General features: G+C 48.6%; 15 protein-coding genes. 5 read left to right on the forward strand and 10 right to left on the reverse strand.

What is annotated here, in order from left to right; genetic code table 11:
• Positions 1-118 precede the first annotated feature (118 nt).
• The 6 genes from M1D61_RS15190 to M1D61_RS15215 form a co-directional block, all read right to left on the reverse strand.
• Positions 119-1,459 carry a DRTGG domain-containing protein gene (locus tag M1D61_RS15190; RefSeq protein ID WP_458119497.1) on the reverse strand — a complete coding sequence of 447 codons (1,341 nt, stop codon included), beginning with the start codon at positions 1,457-1,459 and terminating at the stop codon, positions 119-121.
• Positions 1,460-1,674: 215 nt separating this feature from the next.
• Positions 1,675-2,022, reverse strand: coding sequence for a YlbF family regulator (locus M1D61_RS15195; RefSeq protein ID WP_017811245.1), 348 nt, complete (start codon positions 2,020-2,022; stop codon positions 1,675-1,677).
• A gap of 140 nt (positions 2,023-2,162) precedes the next feature.
• Positions 2,163-2,849 (reverse strand): HAD family hydrolase, encoded by a 687-nt coding sequence (locus M1D61_RS15200; RefSeq protein WP_458119498.1) that lies wholly within the window; start codon positions 2,847-2,849, stop codon positions 2,163-2,165.
• Positions 2,850-2,964: 115 nt separating this feature from the next.
• Positions 2,965-4,332, reverse strand: a complete 1,368-nt coding sequence (locus M1D61_RS15205) for a hemolysin family protein (RefSeq protein ID WP_458119499.1) — start codon at positions 4,330-4,332, stop codon at positions 2,965-2,967.
• A gap of 89 nt (positions 4,333-4,421) precedes the next feature.
• Positions 4,422-5,555, reverse strand: a complete 1,134-nt coding sequence (yfkAB, locus tag M1D61_RS15210; RefSeq protein ID WP_458119500.1) for a radical SAM/CxCxxxxC motif protein YfkAB — start codon at positions 5,553-5,555, stop codon at positions 4,422-4,424.
• Positions 5,556-5,652: 97 nt separating this feature from the next.
• Positions 5,653-7,095, reverse strand: a complete 1,443-nt coding sequence (locus tag M1D61_RS15215; protein ID WP_458119501.1) for a bifunctional metallophosphatase/5'-nucleotidase — start codon at positions 7,093-7,095, stop codon at positions 5,653-5,655.
• A 225-nt stretch (positions 7,096-7,320) separates the two neighbouring features.
• Here M1D61_RS15215 and M1D61_RS15220 point away from each other — a divergent pair, with 225 nt between their 5' ends.
• Together M1D61_RS15220 and M1D61_RS15225 are read left to right on the forward strand one after the other, a co-directional pair.
• Positions 7,321-8,073 carry a molybdenum cofactor biosynthesis protein gene (locus M1D61_RS15220; RefSeq protein ID WP_458119503.1) on the forward strand — a complete coding sequence of 251 codons (753 nt, stop codon included), beginning with the start codon at positions 7,321-7,323 and terminating at the stop codon, positions 8,071-8,073.
• An 84-nt stretch (positions 8,074-8,157) separates the two neighbouring features.
• Positions 8,158-9,192: an HD-GYP domain-containing protein gene (locus M1D61_RS15225; RefSeq protein ID WP_458119504.1), complete on the forward strand. Its 1,035-nt coding sequence runs from the start codon at positions 8,158-8,160 to the stop codon at positions 9,190-9,192.
• A 245-nt stretch (positions 9,193-9,437) separates the two neighbouring features.
• Here M1D61_RS15225 and M1D61_RS15230 read toward each other — a convergent pair whose 3' ends face one another.
• Entirely contained in the window at positions 9,438-11,027 is a 1,590-nt protein-coding gene (locus tag M1D61_RS15230) for an FAD-dependent oxidoreductase (protein WP_458119505.1), read from the reverse strand.
• A 285-nt stretch (positions 11,028-11,312) separates the two neighbouring features.
• Between M1D61_RS15230 and M1D61_RS15235 the strand changes: the two genes are divergently transcribed.
• Positions 11,313-11,951 (forward strand): 3'-5' exonuclease, encoded by a 639-nt coding sequence (locus tag M1D61_RS15235; protein ID WP_458119507.1) that lies wholly within the window; start codon positions 11,313-11,315, stop codon positions 11,949-11,951.
• 225 nt (positions 11,952-12,176) lie between these two features.
• The gene (locus M1D61_RS15240; RefSeq protein WP_458119508.1) at positions 12,177-13,910 is read left to right on the forward strand and encodes a methyl-accepting chemotaxis protein; all 1,734 of its coding nucleotides are present in this window, start codon (positions 12,177-12,179) and stop codon (positions 13,908-13,910) included.
• Between the two features lie 150 nt (positions 13,911-14,060).
• On the opposite strand, the gene M1D61_RS15245 is transcribed toward M1D61_RS15240, so the two are convergent.
• Positions 14,061-14,435, reverse strand: coding sequence for a GNAT family N-acetyltransferase (locus M1D61_RS15245; protein WP_458119510.1), 375 nt, complete (start codon positions 14,433-14,435; stop codon positions 14,061-14,063).
• Positions 14,436-14,477: 42 nt separating this feature from the next.
• On the reverse strand, positions 14,478-14,930 hold the full coding sequence (locus M1D61_RS15250; RefSeq protein WP_458122521.1) for a MarR family winged helix-turn-helix transcriptional regulator: 453 nt from the start codon (positions 14,928-14,930) through the stop codon (positions 14,478-14,480).
• Positions 14,931-15,076: 146 nt separating this feature from the next.
• Here M1D61_RS15250 and M1D61_RS15255 point away from each other — a divergent pair, with 146 nt between their 5' ends.
• Positions 15,077-15,670 carry a YczE/YyaS/YitT family protein gene (locus M1D61_RS15255; protein ID WP_458119511.1) on the forward strand — a complete coding sequence of 198 codons (594 nt, stop codon included), beginning with the start codon at positions 15,077-15,079 and terminating at the stop codon, positions 15,668-15,670.
• Positions 15,671-16,645: 975 nt separating this feature from the next.
• On the opposite strand, the gene sufB is transcribed toward M1D61_RS15255, so the two are convergent.
• The gene (gene sufB, locus M1D61_RS15260; RefSeq protein WP_458119513.1) at positions 16,646-18,043 is read right to left on the reverse strand and encodes a Fe-S cluster assembly protein SufB; all 1,398 of its coding nucleotides are present in this window, start codon (positions 18,041-18,043) and stop codon (positions 16,646-16,648) included.
• Positions 18,044-18,046 lie beyond the last annotated feature (3 nt).

Consider the following 18,046-nt stretch of genomic DNA (forward strand, 5'->3'; position numbering starts at 1 on the left):
CCCGTCCATGGACCGGCAGTGTTCACAAAAAAAATCGCCCTTATTCACAGCCCTCTAAGGGAGAATCCAAGAATCAAACCAAAAACGCTGTGCGGATATCTACTCCGCGCAGCGTTTTTTATCCGTGATCGATCGATTGCAGGGTCAGCACCGATTTGGATACAGGCATATTTTCATAAATGATCTCAATCTCCAACTTGTAGGTACGACGGCTCGATTCCAGCACGATCGGACGAATTACGATTGCATCCTCGATCTGCACCGGGCGCAGAAAGTAGGTCGAAATATTATCGATCACATAATCATGACCACTCAGCAGACGGGCTGTACGCACTGCCGCCTGAATCATCACCGAGATAAGAATGCCTTCCGAAATGTTACCGAGATCGGTCGCCATCTGCGGCGTAATAAATCCATGATAGACGATGCCTCCGTCTTCATCCCGTTCCTCGGCAAATCCGTTCCAGATCAGATGATCAAAAGTCTCTACATTGCCCGCCTGCGGCTCCTGCTGGGCATCCCGCATCGCCTGCAGCACTTCACGCCGGGTGACCGTACCGATCAGCTTGCGATTTCGGTCCACGATAGGCAGGAAATCAATGCCTTCCCACATCATCGTCTGGGCTGCCGATGCCAGCGATGTCTGGAGTGTTGCGGTAATCGGTCTGCGGATCAGCACCTTCTCAATCGGCTGACTCTCCTGCAGCTCTTCAATCTCCTTGCGTCCGACGATTCCAATGACCCGGTTCCATTCATCGACGACGGCGAGGCGCAGATAACCTGTCTTCTCCGCCACTTCGTAAAAGTCCGCTGCCGTACTGGATGCCTTGAGCACACCGGGTTTGGGTTTGCCGGCGATAATATCCTCTACCAGCATGATCTTCTTTTTGATCATCCGGTCGAACAAAGCCCGGTTGATCATCGAAGCAACGGTAAATGTATCATGCCTGGACGAAATAATCGGCAGTCCGCGCTCATCGGCAAGTGTCTTGACTTCCATACTCGTGCCGAAGCCGCCGGTAATCAGTACCGCTGCTCCGTGTTCCAGTGCAAGAGAATGAGCATCCTCACGGTTACCGACAATCAGCAGGCTGCCCGCCTCCACATAACGCATCATCGCGTCCATCTTCATCGCACCTATCGCATATTTGACGAGCGTCTTGTCCAGACCGCTGCCGCCGCCGAGCACTTTGCCCTCGACGATCTCCGCCACATCGGCAAAGGTCAACTGATCGGAGATTCCGCGCGGACGCTTCTCAATCCGTACCGTACCAATCCGTTCGCGGGTCACGACAATTCCCATGTTCTCCGCTTCCTTGACCGCACGATAAGCAGTGCCTTCGCTGACGCCCATCTGCCGGGCCAGCTTGCGGACTGAGATTTTGGAGCCAATTTTGAGCTTCTCAATATGCTGCAAAAGCTGTTCATGCTTTGTAATCGATTCCTCATGTTCCTGCAACTGTAACACCACCTTCCAGCATCTGTATCAATGTGCATTTATTATAGCACAAAAAAAGAGCGTGTCTCACCATACACTTATGGCGATCACGCTCGTTCTTTGATTTGCCTTTAATAGATTCGATGCCTCTCCATCTTCGGCTGTGTTTCCCTGCCGCTCCCTGGTTATTCATCAGATCACTGTTATACCTTTATCTGTCGACAGATTACAACAGATTACTCTGCAGCTCCACCATACAGATGGCTCAGGCTGTCGGTGATAATTTTGTTGATATCTTCGATGATGGTGCTCAGACGCTGCTCGGCGTCAAACAAGCGGCGGATATTCAGGTTCAGGTTCAGCACCTCGAACAGTTTCTCCATTTGCTCCATCTCTTCCGGGTTTGGCATATCTCCGGACATCATACGCTGCTGTACTTCCATCTGACGCGTACGGAAGTCGTCCAGCATACGCTGGCTTTCCGGATCGCTCTCGATCAGTTTCAATGCTGCGGTAATATCGGATACTTCCTTGCTGTCACGAATAGCTGTGGATAGCTCATGTGCTTTGTCATAGATATTCATTGGTATATTCCCACTTTCCGAATCATTATTGTCTTGCCTGTCTGCCCATGAGAACATTGTCTCTGGCAGGATTACTTGAACACGTCCTATACAGGGTAACTGATTTGGGCGCTGATGTAAAATAGGTGGTCGATCTGTGCTTATCGGGCTTCGTCATAGAGCTGGCGCAGCTGGTCAAATGAAGTAATAATTACATCGGCTCCCTCGAGCTCGCTCGTATCGCCAAAGTCCGCGTAATTACAGCCAATAACGGTTTGTCCATTTTTGAGACCGGCTTCCACATCCGAGGAACGGTCACCTACCATCCACGCGGAATCAATAGTATGGTTGTCCAGCAACAGTCTTACCAGATCAACTTTGGAGGCTGTCTGGTATTCTCCCGCACTGTACACGCCTTCCAGCAGGGAGCCCATCTCATGTACTTCCACAATGCTTTTGACATAGCCCTCGAGACCATTGCTGGCGATAAACAGGCGTACTCCCTGCTTATGCAGATAGGTGAGCGTCTCCATGATGTGCGGATACAGACGGGAAGTACCTGCTCTCATACCGTCCACCTGGAGATCCAGCAGCAGCTGGTTGGCTCTTGCTACAGTACGCGGCTCCGCACCTGGCATAACACGGGCCCAGATATCCTCCAGCAGCATGCCCAGACAGCTCAGAATGATCTCATCGGGCGGCGTCTCTCCGTGGTACAGCCCCTCCTCTTTCAGTATCTCAAACGTATTGTGATAAGCAGGAAGCAGCACCGTCTCTGTCTCAAACAACGTTCCATCCATATCAAACATCATCGCTTGCGGTCTTTTCAGTGCAGTTGCATCCGTCATTATCCAATACCCCTTATCTGTATGTAAATTTAACAGCAGCCACAATGTGTGATTATGCTGACAGCATTCTGCACTTTCACCCTGCGGCTGCCGTTATGGCAGTGCTTCGGTTCACTCAGGAACGGGAATCCTCATTATCTTTATGCTCTTCATCGGATTCCTCATCTTCTGTCTTCGGCAGCGGATGCACATGCACCCGCATAATACGCAGACGCTCCGATTCAGCGACTTCAAATACAACGCCATTCACTTCAACCGTCTTGCCTGCTTCCGGTACGCCTTCCAACTCCTTGAACATCCAGCCTCCGATGGAATCGACCTCATCGTCGTCGATCTCCACACCGGCCAGTTCGTTGACATCCTCGATCAGCATGCGGCCATCTACGGAGATGATATCACCCAGCATCTCCACATCCGGACGCTCGTCCTCGAATTCGTCATACAGATCGCCGACAATTTCTTCGAGAATCTCCTCTGCGGTCAACAGACCGGCTGTTCCGCCGTATTCATCCACTACAAGCGTCAGCTGTGCGTGATTTTTCTGCATCAGCTGCAGCACATGGCTGATCTCCATCGATTCCGGGACATTCAGGATCGGGCGGGCCAGCGATGCCAGATCATACGGCTGATTAACCGGCGGCAGCAGTACATCCGTAATATGTACGAACCCGATAATCCGGTCCTTGTCCTCGACGGCTACCGGATAACGTGAATGCTTGGTGTCATTGATAATCGCCAGATTCTCTTCATGAGACAGATTCGTATAAAGACAGATCATATCCGTACGGGGCAGCATGACCTCACGGGCCAATCGGTCGGAAAATTCAAAAATATTATTGACCAGCTCAATCTCGCCTTCGTCCATCACACCGCTTTTGGCACTCTGGTTCATCAGAATACGGATCTCTTCCTCCGAATGGGCTCCATCCGCTTCACTGGCCGGTTCAATACCAACCAGACGCAGTACTGCGTTGGCTGCCATATTGAGCAGCCAGATGAATGGAAAGAATACGCGGTAAAAGAACAACAGCGGGCCCGACAGCGCCAGCGATACTCCATCTGTCCGCTGGATCGCCAGCGATTTTGGTGCCAGCTCGCCCAGCACGATATGCAGAAAGGTGATCACGGCAAAGCCGATAATGACCGATACCGTCGAAATGATCGTCGAATCGGCAAAGCCCAGTTTGTACATGATCGGCTCCACCAGCAGATCCGAAATGGCCGGTTCCCCGATCCATCCGAGACCGAGAGATGCGAGGGTAATCCCGAACTGGGTAGCGGACAGATAGGCATCCAGCTTGCTGTTCACCTTGAGCGCATACCCTGCCAGTCGGTTCCCTTCGCTCTGCAATTGGGTCAGACGGGAGTGTCTGACCTTTACCAGCGAGAATTCGGCGGCTACGAAGAAGCCATTCAGAAATACGAGCACAAATACCAATGCTAAATTAAGTAATAAAGTACCTAAGTCAAACTCATGCCCCAACCGGAACGCCCCTTTTCTCGGATATATGGTACTTCGCCGGGTCGTATAACCTAAGAGAGCAGTTTCACATCACCGGCATATGGCAGTTTTTACAACAACGCCTTGCGTGATTTGAAATCCGTGTTTTTGTAATACATATCCGCTACCAGCAGATTCGGTCCACAGCAGGCTGCCGCATCACAGTGACAGTTCACCTGCTGATTCAGCGGATGATTGTTGCTCCATTCGCCAAACACATCATCCAGCTTGCGATCATGGACATTGCCAAAGGCAGGAATAGCCGCAAAATCCGTGACAAATACGTCACCTGTAAACATGTTCACATTAACCCGGTTGCGTCCGTCGGGATCGTTGCGCACTGTTACATTATGTTCACGGTACAGACGGGAGACCAGTTCACGATCGGCAGCTTCCGGATTGCAACTGAAGAAGGGTAGCGTGCCAAACAGCATCCACATGTCCTGATCCCGGTGATCCAGCAGATCATGGATCGCTGCACGGAAATCATCCAGGGACAGTACAGGCAGGCTTGCGGCAAAATCAGCCGCGTACATCGGATGCACTTCATGACGCTTGCAGCCCATTTCACCGATAATACGATGAATCTCCGGGAGCTTGCGATGAGTGCGGTAATTGATCATCGATTCTGCGGAAATAAACATTCCTGCCTCACTCAGACGGCGGGTATTTTCCATCATTTTGTCGTACATGCGGACAGCGGCTTCGCGCGGAACCGGATGTCCGCTGTTGGCAAATCCCACTTCATGGAAATCATCGGGTGACGTATAGTTAAACGAAATATGCATTACATCCAGATACGGCAGCAGCTTCTCGTAGCGGCCGATATCCAGCGTCAGATTGGAGTTGATCTGTGAACGGATTCCACGCTCACGCGCATATCGAAGCAAAGGTACAATGACTTCATCCACAGTCTGTTTGCGGAATGTAGGCTCTCCTCCGGTAATGCTGATGGTCTGGAGATTCTCTACCTCGTCCAGCCGCTTGAGCATTAGCGGCAGGGGAATCATGTCCGGCTCACGCATCACCAGAGAATCGCCTACCGCGCAGTGTTCACAGCGCATATTGCACAGATTGGTGACGGTCATCTCTACGCTGGTGAGCGTATGTTTGCCATACTGGCGAAGCGATAGCAGCGGGTCCCACGGGTCATAACTCGGGGATAATTCTTTCAGCGGCCATTCACTTCTGTGTATTACTGTCATTTGTTCTTCACCTTATCTCATGTATTAACCCTGAATCGGTGTAATCATAACGCTGCCGTGCAGGCAGCCTCTAATTGTCGATACAAGGTCCTGTTTATCATACCATAAACCAGCGCGGTCCGGCACAGGACTGCACTGCTCCCGGCGTCTGCAGCTCATTGCGCAGCAGGTCCCGGATAAATTCCGACAGCATATAAGTGACGCCCGCACTCTCACTGAGCGATTCATAGCCGATCCGGAAAGTAAACATATCGAGCGAGCCGACGCTGTATTCCCGATCATCCTGCAGCGGCTCTCCATGAAGCTCCAGAGCTGTGATCCGCTGATAGGCCGGTCTGGACAGATCACAGGTAATTCGGAGTCCGTCCACGCAGAGACAGCCCAGAATCTTACCGCGGAAGCCATAGCCCATAATGGCCTTGTGCGTAAATTCGGACAGCAGCGACTGTTCCAGTGCCCGCCGGATACTGCTTCCCCGCAGCAGTGTGATGCACGGATTGATCGGAGACGGGCACAGACGATGCAATAGGGACTCTGTAATCTCGCCGGCAGGCAGCTCATCCAGCAGCTGTCCGGCATTAACGATTGATAGCTCTGCGCCTGTATAACGTCGTACCGCCTGAGCGAGCAGATTGCCCAGCGGAGACTCGTGCTCATAATCAATTTCCAGCGGAGCTTCCAGCATCGCTACCGTACGACTCATCCGTTCCTCTGCGCGCTGGCGATGCAGCACAATAGCCGCCTCTACCGTCTCCTCGCGCGGCATATTCTCCGTGATGGTGATGAGGCCGCCATCCAGCATATGGGCACGTCCGCCGAGTGTATCCTTTTGCCAGGTCATCTGTCCCATGTACTGTCCGAACTTGCCGGCTGCACCGAGTACCGTAGAGCCTACCCAGAGCGGGCGATCCAGTACATGATGACTATGACCGCCCAGAATGACATCGATATCCGGCAGCTGCTCGGCCAGCCGCTGATCCGCCGACAATCCCAGATGGGACAGCATCACGAGCAGATCGACTTTGCCGCGCAGCTGCTCAACCAGTGGACGCAGGCTGGCCGTTGGATCGCTCACATCCCAGCCCAGCAGATCATAAAAGTCTCCATATGGCGCTGTCGCACCGATCAGGCCAATCTTCCAGCTGCCTTTCTCTATAATCTGGTGCGTCTTCATCCATATCGGCGGGATACCGGTCTCATGCTCGATCACATTGCTGCATACGACCGGGCAGATAATGCCTGCATAGGTCTGATTGAGTATGGACGAAGTATACGTAAGTCCTTCATTGTTGCCAATTGTCACTGCATCATACCCGGTCATATTGATAATATCGATATTGGCACCACCTTCCGAGCCTTCGGTCTCCAGTGCCATCCGATCCATATGATCGCCGATATCAACGAGCAGAACATGATCACGTCCCAGTCTGTCGGTAAAATCATCAGCCACCGCTGCGAGAATGCCCATATTTTCAAAATGGCTGTGGATATCATTGGTATGCAGTATAGTCAGTACGTCTTTGGGTGACTCTGTATTCATGTTGCTTTTCCTCCTCTTGTGTCTTCGTATATTGTAGGATGGACTGCTTTAACAAAGCGTTTGGATTTTGCCGGAATACTGGTATATTAAAAGGATGAAGACAGCGGACCTTCCGGCTGTAACAGCAGCTGGTCCCGGAAGCCTGTATCGTCCATGTTGATCAAGCAATTTGTGTTTACTTGCCTGTATCAGGCTTTAACAATACCTATATGGAGGGTTTATTTTATGCAGTATACCATTAAATTATTTGCCGGGCTTGCCGAAAAAATCGGTGAATCCCAAATTACCGTAGAGGTACCGCCAGTGGCGAATATCGATTCTGTACAGAACGTCCCCTCTGTCACTGTACAGCGGCTCAAGGACATTTTATCTACATTATACCCGGATGCGGAAAATTCTATCCGTCATTCGTTCGCAGCTGTTAATCAAGAGTATGCAACGGTCGATACTATTATTATGGAAAGCGATGAACTGGCTCTGATCCCTCCTGTGTCCGGAGGTTCCGGACCGACTATATTTGAACAGACCCCCGATGGTCTCTATGTAATCACCAGTGATCCTCTCTCGGCAGAAGAAGTTATTGCCAAAGTGACCGATAATAATCACGGAGCCACGATAGCCTTTATTGGGACTACCCGCGAAATGACCGGCGAAATGCAGACCGTGTATCTGGAGTATGAGGCCTATATTCCCATGGCACTGTCACAGATGCAAAAAATTGGCAAACACATTGCCGAGACCTGGCCCGGTGCACGCTGTGCCATTAGTCATCGGATCGGCAGCGTGGGTATCGCAGAGACCAGCGTGATTATTACTGTTTCATCCGCTCACCGTGATGATGCCTATGCGGCGAGCCGATTTGCCATTGAGCGGCTCAAAGAGACGGTACCCATCTGGAAAAAGGAAGTCTGGGCAGATGGATCGGAATGGAAAGGCACACAAACGGGTCCCTGGAACCCCACCCAACCTAAATCCTGAGCTAAAATACCTATATCAGGATTGTTGAGAAGTTTTTTTCCTGTTATGATAAATTTAAATTTTTAGATTATGGAGGTGCCCATATTGAGAGTGCATGTTACAGATTTGAAGCCGGGGGACACGCTTTCCAGTGATACGTTCAATACATTCGGTATTCATATGATGCAAAGGGGCCACATTCTCCAACCCGATGATATTAGCAAGCTGCTTAAACATGGTCTGGATTATGTTGATATTGAAGAAACTGCAATTGCCCACGATACCGAAACCCATCATTCCCTGACAGAAGCCAAGGTTCAATTTGATACTGCCCTGGTGGGATTTCAGAACCTGTTCCTGAATGCGGCTTCCCGTGGTGAGTTTGACGGAAGTCAGGTCGATGCGGTACTGGAACCGCTGATGGATGAACTTCATACACAAAAAGACGTAGTCTCCGTCTTATTTGTATTGAACGATACGAATAACTACACGTACACACACTCCCTTCAAGTCGGCATGCTATCTTACTATCTCGCTATCTGGATGGGATATACCGAGCAGGAAGCTTATGCGGCCGGTAGGGCCGGATACCTGCATGATGTCGGTAAAGCCAAAGTACCGCCCGAAATTCTAAACAAACCGGGCAAGCTGACTCCTGAAGAATACGAGGTTATGAAAAAACATGCCCAGTACGGTTATGACATCATTATGGAATCTACCGGTGATGAACTGAGCGCGATTGTCGCCCTGCAGCACCATGAACGAGCAGATGGTAAAGGTTATCCAAACGGCCTCACGCTCGATCAGATTCATCCGTACGCACGCATCACAGCGGTCGCCGATATTTATAGTGCAATGACGACTCACCGGGTCTATCAGTCCAAACAGGAACTGCTGCGTGTACTCAAGGAAATTCACCGCATGAGCTTCGGACAGCTGTATGCCGAGGCCGCCCAAACCTTTATCCGAAATATGCTGCCCAATATGATCGGCAAAAAGGTTCGTCTTAATTCCGGTGAGACCGGAAGAATCATCATGACCAATCCGACAGACTATTTCCGTCCGCTGATTGAGACTAATCAGGGGTTCACGGATCTGTCCGTTCAAGCTACGCTGGAGATTGAAGAGATCTTTATTTGACAGTGGCAGAGCCGCCGCCAGAAGCATCATCCTTTGGATATATGGCTGTCTGAGCCGGCTGATGAAAAGTTGAGCAGGTTTAGAGGTTTTGATGAACATACGGCATTGCAAAAAGCTGGCTCTTCCATAGAAGCGGGCCAGCTTTTTTGCGTTTAAAAAGTATATTCGAATTCTTGAGCTGAACCGACGTTTTTGAATCTGCTTTTTTAAAGCAATAGGTTTGCAGATTTATTGGCTGCCTCGAATCAATTCAACGAAATATGGTAATCTTTTTTCAGATAAGCATGAATACTGCGGAAATCATCTTCAGTCAACTCACGGAGTCGCTTTCCGTCTTTCTCGTGGCCGAGGATAATACCCATCACTTCGGCCGCCAACGCGGTTGTTGGTGTAATTCTGGCGCTACCATACGCCTTGATGGATGCGCCGATATTTTTACCGGCTACCAGTACATTATCATAATTTTTCAGTTCAAAGGAACGTAGTGGAATGCCATACGCATCCGGCTTGCCGTAGCCCTTGCCGGTTGGTACTTCTCTCGTTCCCTGAATATCCATCGGGTAGCCGCCGATGCTGACATTGTCCCAGAACATCTCGCTGCTGTTCAGATCTTCCGCCTGCAGCACATAATCTGTCTCGTAACGGTTGTAGTCTCGGATATACAGGTATTCCGGGTATCCGTTCAGCTTGGCATTCCGGTAGCCCGGAATATTCTCGCGCAGGAATTCCAGCACATGCGGCGCTTCGGCTTTGCCTTTGGCGATAGCGGTGCGTACGGATTCGGGGTCCGCCGGATCGACATCGTAGATCAGCAGCGCATTGATAATGACCTCACCATCCTTCTGGTAGGTCGAATTGATGCCGCGCAGCTTGAGCTGAGAATCGCTGATCTTGAATGTATCTGTCACCTTGCTGTATCCGGTGCCAAAGTCATAATCGACATACGTGTTGGGGCCGTATTTGGCTTCCAGATTGGACAGCGGATAATCCCGCAGCGTCGCACTGTGCAGAACGAGCCAGTCGACATTTTTGAACTTCAGCATATAGGTAGCAGCCATATACTCCGGCTGGTCTCCCCCGCCAAAAATGGATTCCACTCCCGGTATCCGGGTAACGTCCAGCTGAGAGGAAAGCGCGGCATAATCGGTATTTTCCACAAAATATTTGGCATTTACCGTATGCTCGGTGCCGTCCTTTTCCGTGTAGGTCAGACTGACTATGGACTGCCTGTTACTTACTTCCGCCTGCTGGATATGCTTGATGGTGATGCCGCTTTTGAGCGGAATGCCTTCGATCAAGCGGTTATAGTATTGGATAAAATCGGATTCCTTACGAATCTCGCCGCTGTTGTAGGCATTATACAGCTTTTTCATCTCGCCCTGGACGAGGCTGATCTTTTTGTTATTATTCGGTTCATCCAGTACGAGCATCTGTCCCTGAATCAGCTGACCGCCGGGCTTGTCACGGGGATCGATAATCAGTACATTCAATCCTTCATCATGGGCAGCCTTGGCCATCAGAATGCCTTCGATCTCACTACCGACGAGCACCAGATCATAATGTTCATCGACCACCGGAGCCGGGATGGCTGCCGTCTGACCGCTGCTGTCTGCTGCTGTACCACTGCCGCTCTGTGCTGGATGGTTCGCTCCTGCCTGATTGATGCCCTTGCCGGATGCTGCCGTGGATTGCGCGGCGTTCTGGACAGCCTGATGCTGCATATACCATACCGCTCCCGCTGCCACGATGACCAGCGCCATCATTGCGGTCAGGATGGGAATACGAATGGATCGACGTTTTCTTCTGCTGTGTGTCTCACTTCTTCTGCTTTTCAATGTACCGTTAACCACCTTGCTTGTAAATTGTCTGTAACTGACTGGTATATGGAATGCATATGTACTAAAATAGATAGTTCAGGGAACTTCTGTTACTGTCTGTAAAGCAGTACATTTTGCCCGGGCAGATTAGCCGCAGGTTATACCAGTGAAGCTGTAGATTTACCGGAATATGCCATCCCGTCCCTATCAAAGGGTACAGGTCGATACCTGTCTTCGTCAACAACGGTTTTGTAATGATTGGAATAGATACCGGGTTACCGACTCCGAAAGGATGAATAAAGAATGGATTTTGTAACGATTGACTTTGAGACTGCCAACTCCAGCCGTGCCAGTGCCTGCTCGATCGGAGTCGTGGAAATCAGCGGCGGCGAGATCACAACCGAACGCTCCTGGCTGATCAACCCGCAGCAGCATTTTGATGCCATGAATATTAGCATCCATAACATCACATCCTCCATGGTACAGGATGCACCAACCTTTGGCGAACTGTGGCCGGATCTGCTGCCTTATTTGGAAAATAAACATGTGGTCGCCCACAATGCGGCCTTTGATATGAGTGTACTGCGTCACAGTCTGGATGCCGCCAGTGCCGGTTATCCGGCATTTCAGTATTACTGCACCTATCTGCTCAGCAAAAAGATATTGAACGAGCTGCCTTCCCACCGGCTGAACAATCTGGCAGCCTATTTTGGCATTGAGCTGAACCATCACGATGCACTGGAAGATGCCCGTGCCGCTGCCCTTGTATTGCTCCAGCTGATGGAACGCAAGCAGCAGTTCACCCCGGCTGAACTGTCCGCCGCTTTTGGCTATAAGCCTGGCACCCTTTATTCAGGCGGATATACCGCTTTCTCCGCAGCCGCTTCCAAAACGAAAAAGCCAGGCAGCTGGAAAAAAAGCAGCTTGGGCCGTTACAGCTGAATAAGCCACCGAACAGTATTACAATTAAGAGACTGACTCGTTTCCTCTTTATCCATTAAACCTTCTTTTTTATTATATTCACACATCGACTCGCGAAAGGAGCGGGTCTTTTTCTTTTCCATGTTATCCATTCATTTTCAATTTTCTATTTACATATTGGTTTATTTTACCGAAAGAATTATATACGAATAATTCAATCCTATATTCAGGCTAAGGGAGAAACCAATGAAAAAGAAAATGAGACTTACCTTTTTTGCTAAAAATATCATTCTAATGTCGATTGGTATCTTGTTGGTCGGTGTTATGCTTACTATCTTCAATGTGATTGCGCAGGAACGGATGGCTTTAAATGATCTGCACAAACAGTATACGGGTGTGTCAGCTTACATGAGAGAACAGATCGGAACATCGCTCATTCTGAAGGCTGCCGAAAATCCTGTGGCAGGCAGCGCTATTGATAAAGAACTGACTGCCTTGCTTAATGAAATATCAAACACGAATCCGAATATAGCACAGGCTTATGTATTTAGTACCGCTATCGTAAATAACCAACAAACCGTTATCGCTTCTCCTACTCATTTGATCGAAGCAGGTATGGGGACGGGGACCCTGTACGAGAACCCTCCGATTATGTATGCCGCCATGCAGCAGGTCGCAGACAGCGGCGAACCGATAGGTACCGATGTGTACACCGATATATATGGAAGCTGGTCCAGCGTCCTGCAGCCGGTCAAGGATAGCTCCGGTAAAGTCATTGCCGTACTGGGCATGGATATCAGTGCCGCTGATATTGAAAATAATACGGCTACCCTACTGCGCAACTCCCTGCTTATTTTGATCTGTTGTGTTGTTGTTGTCCTTCTTATTCAATATTTTGTTATGCGGCGCATGATGCAGCCAGTCCGGGATCTGTTTGTCGCAATCAAACAGATGAGTACAGGGGATCTGAATGTGCAGCTGCGCGCAGACCGTAAAGATGACTTTGGTGAATTGAACCGCAATTTTGCCGAGATGGCTGGCGAACTCAAAAATGTCATTGCCGGGGTGCAGCGCAAAGCCCAACAGGCAGCCGAAGCTTCTTCTTCGCTCACCAATAACGTTGAACAAAATGTTCATATGCAAAAAGAAGTACTGCACACTGCTGAACAGGTTAATCGTGGTGCCGAGAGCCAGGAACAAGCAGCCGGCGAAACAGCAAGAGTAATGGAAGAGATGTCCAGAGCTATTCAGGAAATTGCCCAAACCGCTTATCAAGTATCCGAAGCCGCTGCAGAAATGAAAAATAAAGCAGGTGGTGGCGGAACCACTATCAATCAGATTGCCACTCAGATGACAGCCATCAGTGCTGCGGTAGATCGCTCGGCAACATGTATTCGACAGCTGCAGCAGCGTTCTCGTGAAGTGGAAGGCATGGCCGAACTGATTTCAGGTATTGCTTCACAGACCAACCTGCTCGCATTGAATGCCGCCATTGAAGCTGCACGCGCTGGTGAACAAGGCAGAGGATTTGCAGTTGTGGCTGAAGAAGTACGCAAGCTGGCCGATCAGTCGGCCCAGTCAGCTGGTCAAATCTCCGGAACGCTGGGGCTGATGAGAAAGGATACGGATGAAGCCGTATCCTTGATGGAGGCTGGTATCCGTGAAGTGGAAGCCGGTATCAAGCTGTCACAGCAGACGGGGGAAGCTTTCCATCAAATCGAGACAGCGATCAGTGATGTATCTTCCCAGACCGAAGATATGTCCGCCGTCACCGAGCAAATGTCTGCCAGCTCCGAAGAAGTATCTTCTTCTGTATCCGAACTGGCCGAGATTGCGGGCGTTTCAAGAAAAGGTGCTGCGGAAGTGACCGAGACATCGCATCGGCAACGTGAAGCCCTCGGCGGCATATCGGCTTCTTCCGAAGACCTGCGGATTATGGCAGAAGAATTAAATGAATTAATTGCCAAATTCAAAATCTGATTAGAAAAATGGGATTAGAACGTTCTTCCCTGCATTCGTAGCACCAATTAGCGAATCCAAACACAGCACCCCCGTACTTGCCCATTATGGCAGCAAAGTACGGGGGTGTTTTGTCCTATTCTTAGGTTAGTTATTTGTTCTGTCAGCTGTTTACCGGTCAACTGCAGACAAATCTTTGACCATAATAAAATCGGTCTGTTCCTCATCTCCCATATAAAAGGAATGTGCCCCTGTCTGCACAAATCCCTGCCGCTGGTAAAAGGCAATTGCATTTTCATTTTTCTCCCATACGCCCAACCAGACTGCAGCTTTACCATTCTGTACTGCGATATCTATCGCTTTATCGAACAGATGCTTGCCAATTCCCTGCTTTTGAAAAGAACTTCGTACATAGATTCGCTCGATCTCCAGTGCCTCATCCCCAGGTGAATTCTGATCCCGGAATGTCTCTTCAAATGTCTCATAACCGATCTGCTGCAGCTGCTGTGCGTCTTCCACTGTACATTTTCTGATACTGATATTCATGTTACCTTTTACACTCCTCTGGCTTGTTGAATAACTGACACATTAATAGTTTCGTTTATGACCTTTTTTGACAGACTCCCAGTCTTTCTCCACGTTGTGTCTGACTTTTCGGAGAAGTTCATGAATCATCTCGGTTTCCTCTTCGGACAAACCCTCCAGAGCTACAGAATTGGAATAATCATTTTCCCGCTTGATAACAGGATAGACCTGCTCTCCTTTGGCGGTGGGAAACAGCTTTTTAACCTTTTTATTATGCAGATCTTCCCTTTTCTCGATAAAGCCGCTTGTCTCCAGCTTCTGGATTGCGCGCGAAGCGGTCGTCCGATCCACCTTGATCATCTCGGCCAGCTTTTCCTGAATAATGCCTGGCTGCTCGCAGATCCGCACGAGATACAGATATTGCCCTTTGGTCAAATCGTATTCTTTGAATTCGATATTGCTGATCGAATCCAGCGCTCGCGCGATCATGCCGATTTCCCGCAGAATCTCTTTCATCATGTGCTCCTTTATCCATCGTTTATAGAATATTTTATTGCAAATACAACAAAAATAAGATAGTTTAAATCTAACTCATTTATATTGCATTTGCAATATAAATTGATGAATGATAAACCGGATTAATGATAAAGGAGCAGATTGCTTTGAAATATATATTTTATGTACTCGGAATAGGGATACTCGCGCTGGGCATCTCCCTGATGATCCAGTCGAAACTTGGCACATCGCCATTTGATGCGCTGCTGGTAGGATTGTCTGTACGTGTGGGACTAACGGTAGGCAGCTGGGAGATCATCATCGCGCTGATGCTGGTTGGCCTGAATGCCATCGTTCAGAGACAAAAACCCGAGTGGCTGGGCATGATCACTGCACTGCTGACCGGTGCAGGCATAGATATGTGGCTGATGATCCTGCAGCACGGACTGACGCCTGAATTATGGTACAGCCGTTGGCTCTGTTTTGGTATCGGGCTGGTTATTACCGGGTTGGGAACGGCTGCGTATTTGTATACCAACTTTGCAGCGATCCCGATTGACCGGTTGACACTGGTGCTGCAGCAGCTGCTTCGGACAAATATGCTGGTGACGAGGACGGTGGTGTATATGGTGTTTCTGATAATGGCATTGATGCTGGGTGGTCCGATTGGTGTAGGGACGGTGCTGACGGTAGCTTTGGGAGGAGTGGTTTTACAGTATTTTATGCCTGTGGTAGGGAAGGTATTGGATCGGGTTTTATGAGGATGGTAAGGAAAAAATAAAACTCAATACATTCGTTTTAACGTTATTAAAATCGTAAAAACGTAAATCAACTATTTCTCTATAAATATGCTTATGATATATTTAGTTTGTTAGGAGGTGTCCTCTGTGCTTCAGTACATAACTTTGGGAATAACTTTAATTACTCTATGTATCAGCCTATATACTCTGTCTGTTGCAATTCGGAAAAAATGAACATTTGGGTCAGCTCAAACAGCATTTGAAGTACATGTACTTACCTATAGGTGCTGCCTAAGCTGACAACTTAAGAAAGAAGAGGAAATGGCTATGCTTCGTGAGTCTTATATTCAGTACGTATGCCTGTATATTTTCTTAATATAATATAGCTGAAATTTTCTCTTACACATAAGTTACATATACTTCCATTAAATATATTTATTTGATATAGTATTTTTAATCTAACGAAAGAGGTGTTACATATGAAAAAGTATTTAGCCGTTTTAGGTCTGACCGCTATCTTGGCATTATCCGTCTCTGCTGTTACTTCTGCCGCAACACCGCCTAAGTGTCCCCCATACAATCAAGGTTGCGCGCTACCTTGGTAATAACTCGGCTGGCTGATTTCGATCAGTCAGCTTTTATTTTGCTTCATAGAGCTAAATAGGATTATAGGCATTTTTGTTTTAAGTTTATAGTCAATTTTATTCGAATTTTTCATATAATGTATTTCTCATTACATATCCAGAGAATTATATTGGAGTTTATGTATCAAATACTGATGATCCAGATGGAAAAGAATTATTCATTATTCAACTTGAATTCTTGGAATAGGACTTTGCCGGTCATTACCTTTTATTACAATAAAAAAAGAAGACGAACTTAAAAGTTCGCCTTCTACATAAATCAACAATACTAAATTGGCATAAATTCGGTACGACTTTCCTCATCCTTAACCTAAAAGTCACAAATCCCTTTTAACGGCAAGGCCTAAAAGTTTTAACCGATAGAACCTTCCATCTCGAACTTGATCAGACGGTTCATTTCAACCGCATACTCCATCGGCAGTTCTTTCGTAAATGGCTCGATAAAGCCCATTACGATCATCTGAGTCGCTTCGTCTTCAGTCAGACCACGGCTCATCAGGTAGAACAGCTGATCTTCGGATACTTTGGATACCGTTGCTTCGTGCTCAAGCGTGATGTTATCATTCTTGATCTCGTTGTACGGAATAGTATCGGAAGTGGACTCGTTGTCCAGAATCAGCGTATCGCATTTGATGTTGGACTTGGAACCTTCGGAGTTGCGTCCGAATGATGCTAGACCACGGTACGTTACTTTACCGCCATGTTTACTGATCGATTTGGATACGATTGTAGACGTGGTATCCGGAGCCAGGTGGATCATTTTCGCACCGGCATCCTGCAGCTGACCTTTACCGGCTACAGCGATCGACAGTACGGAGCCTTTGGCGCCGCGGCCTTTCAGTACTACTGCAGGGTATTTCATAGTCAGCTTGGAACCGATGTTACCATCAACCCATTCCATAGTCGCGTTCTCTTCTGCAACCGCACGTTTGGTAACGAGGTTGTAGATGTTTGGCGCCCAGTTCTGGATCGTTGTATAACGCACACGAGCATCCTTCTTACAGATGATCTCAACTACCGCACTGTGCAGGGAGTTGGTGCTGTAAATCGGTGCTGTACAGCCTTCTACATAGTGTACAAAGCTGCCTTCGTCCGCGATGATCAGCGTACGCTCGAACTGACCCATGTTCTCGGAGTTAATGCGGAAGTACGCCTGCAGAGGCACGTCGCATTGTACGCCTGGCGGCACATAGATGAAGCTTCCGCCGGACCATACGGCACTGTTCAGTGCTGCGAATTTGTTGTCTGTGGGTGGAATAACCGTGGAGAAGTATTCTCTCAGGATCTCCGGATGCTCACGCAGTGCAGTATCCGTATCCATGAAGATTACGCCCTGGTCTTCCAGTTCTTTTTGCATGCTGTGGTATACAACTTCAGATTCATACTGAGCGGATACACCAGCCAGGAATTTTTGTTCTGCTTCCGGGATACCGAGTTTGTCAAAGGTTTCCTTGATCTCTGTCGGTACTTCTTCCCATGTTTTACCTTGTCCTTCGGATGGCTTTACATAGTACTGGATATCGTTGAAGTCCAGTCCACTCAGATCGCCGCCCCATTCAGGCATAGGCATTTTTTCGAATTGTTCCAGTGATTTGAGACGGAAATCCAGCATCCATTGCGGCTCGTTCTTCATACGAGAAATCTCCATTACGATTTCCTTGTTCAGACCTTTACCGGACTGGAAAATGGATTTGTGCTCATCACGGAAACCATATTTATAGTCTTCCATTTCTGGTGCTTTTTTAGCCATTGT

Source organism: Paenibacillus sp. Z6-24, from assembly GCF_054161335.1.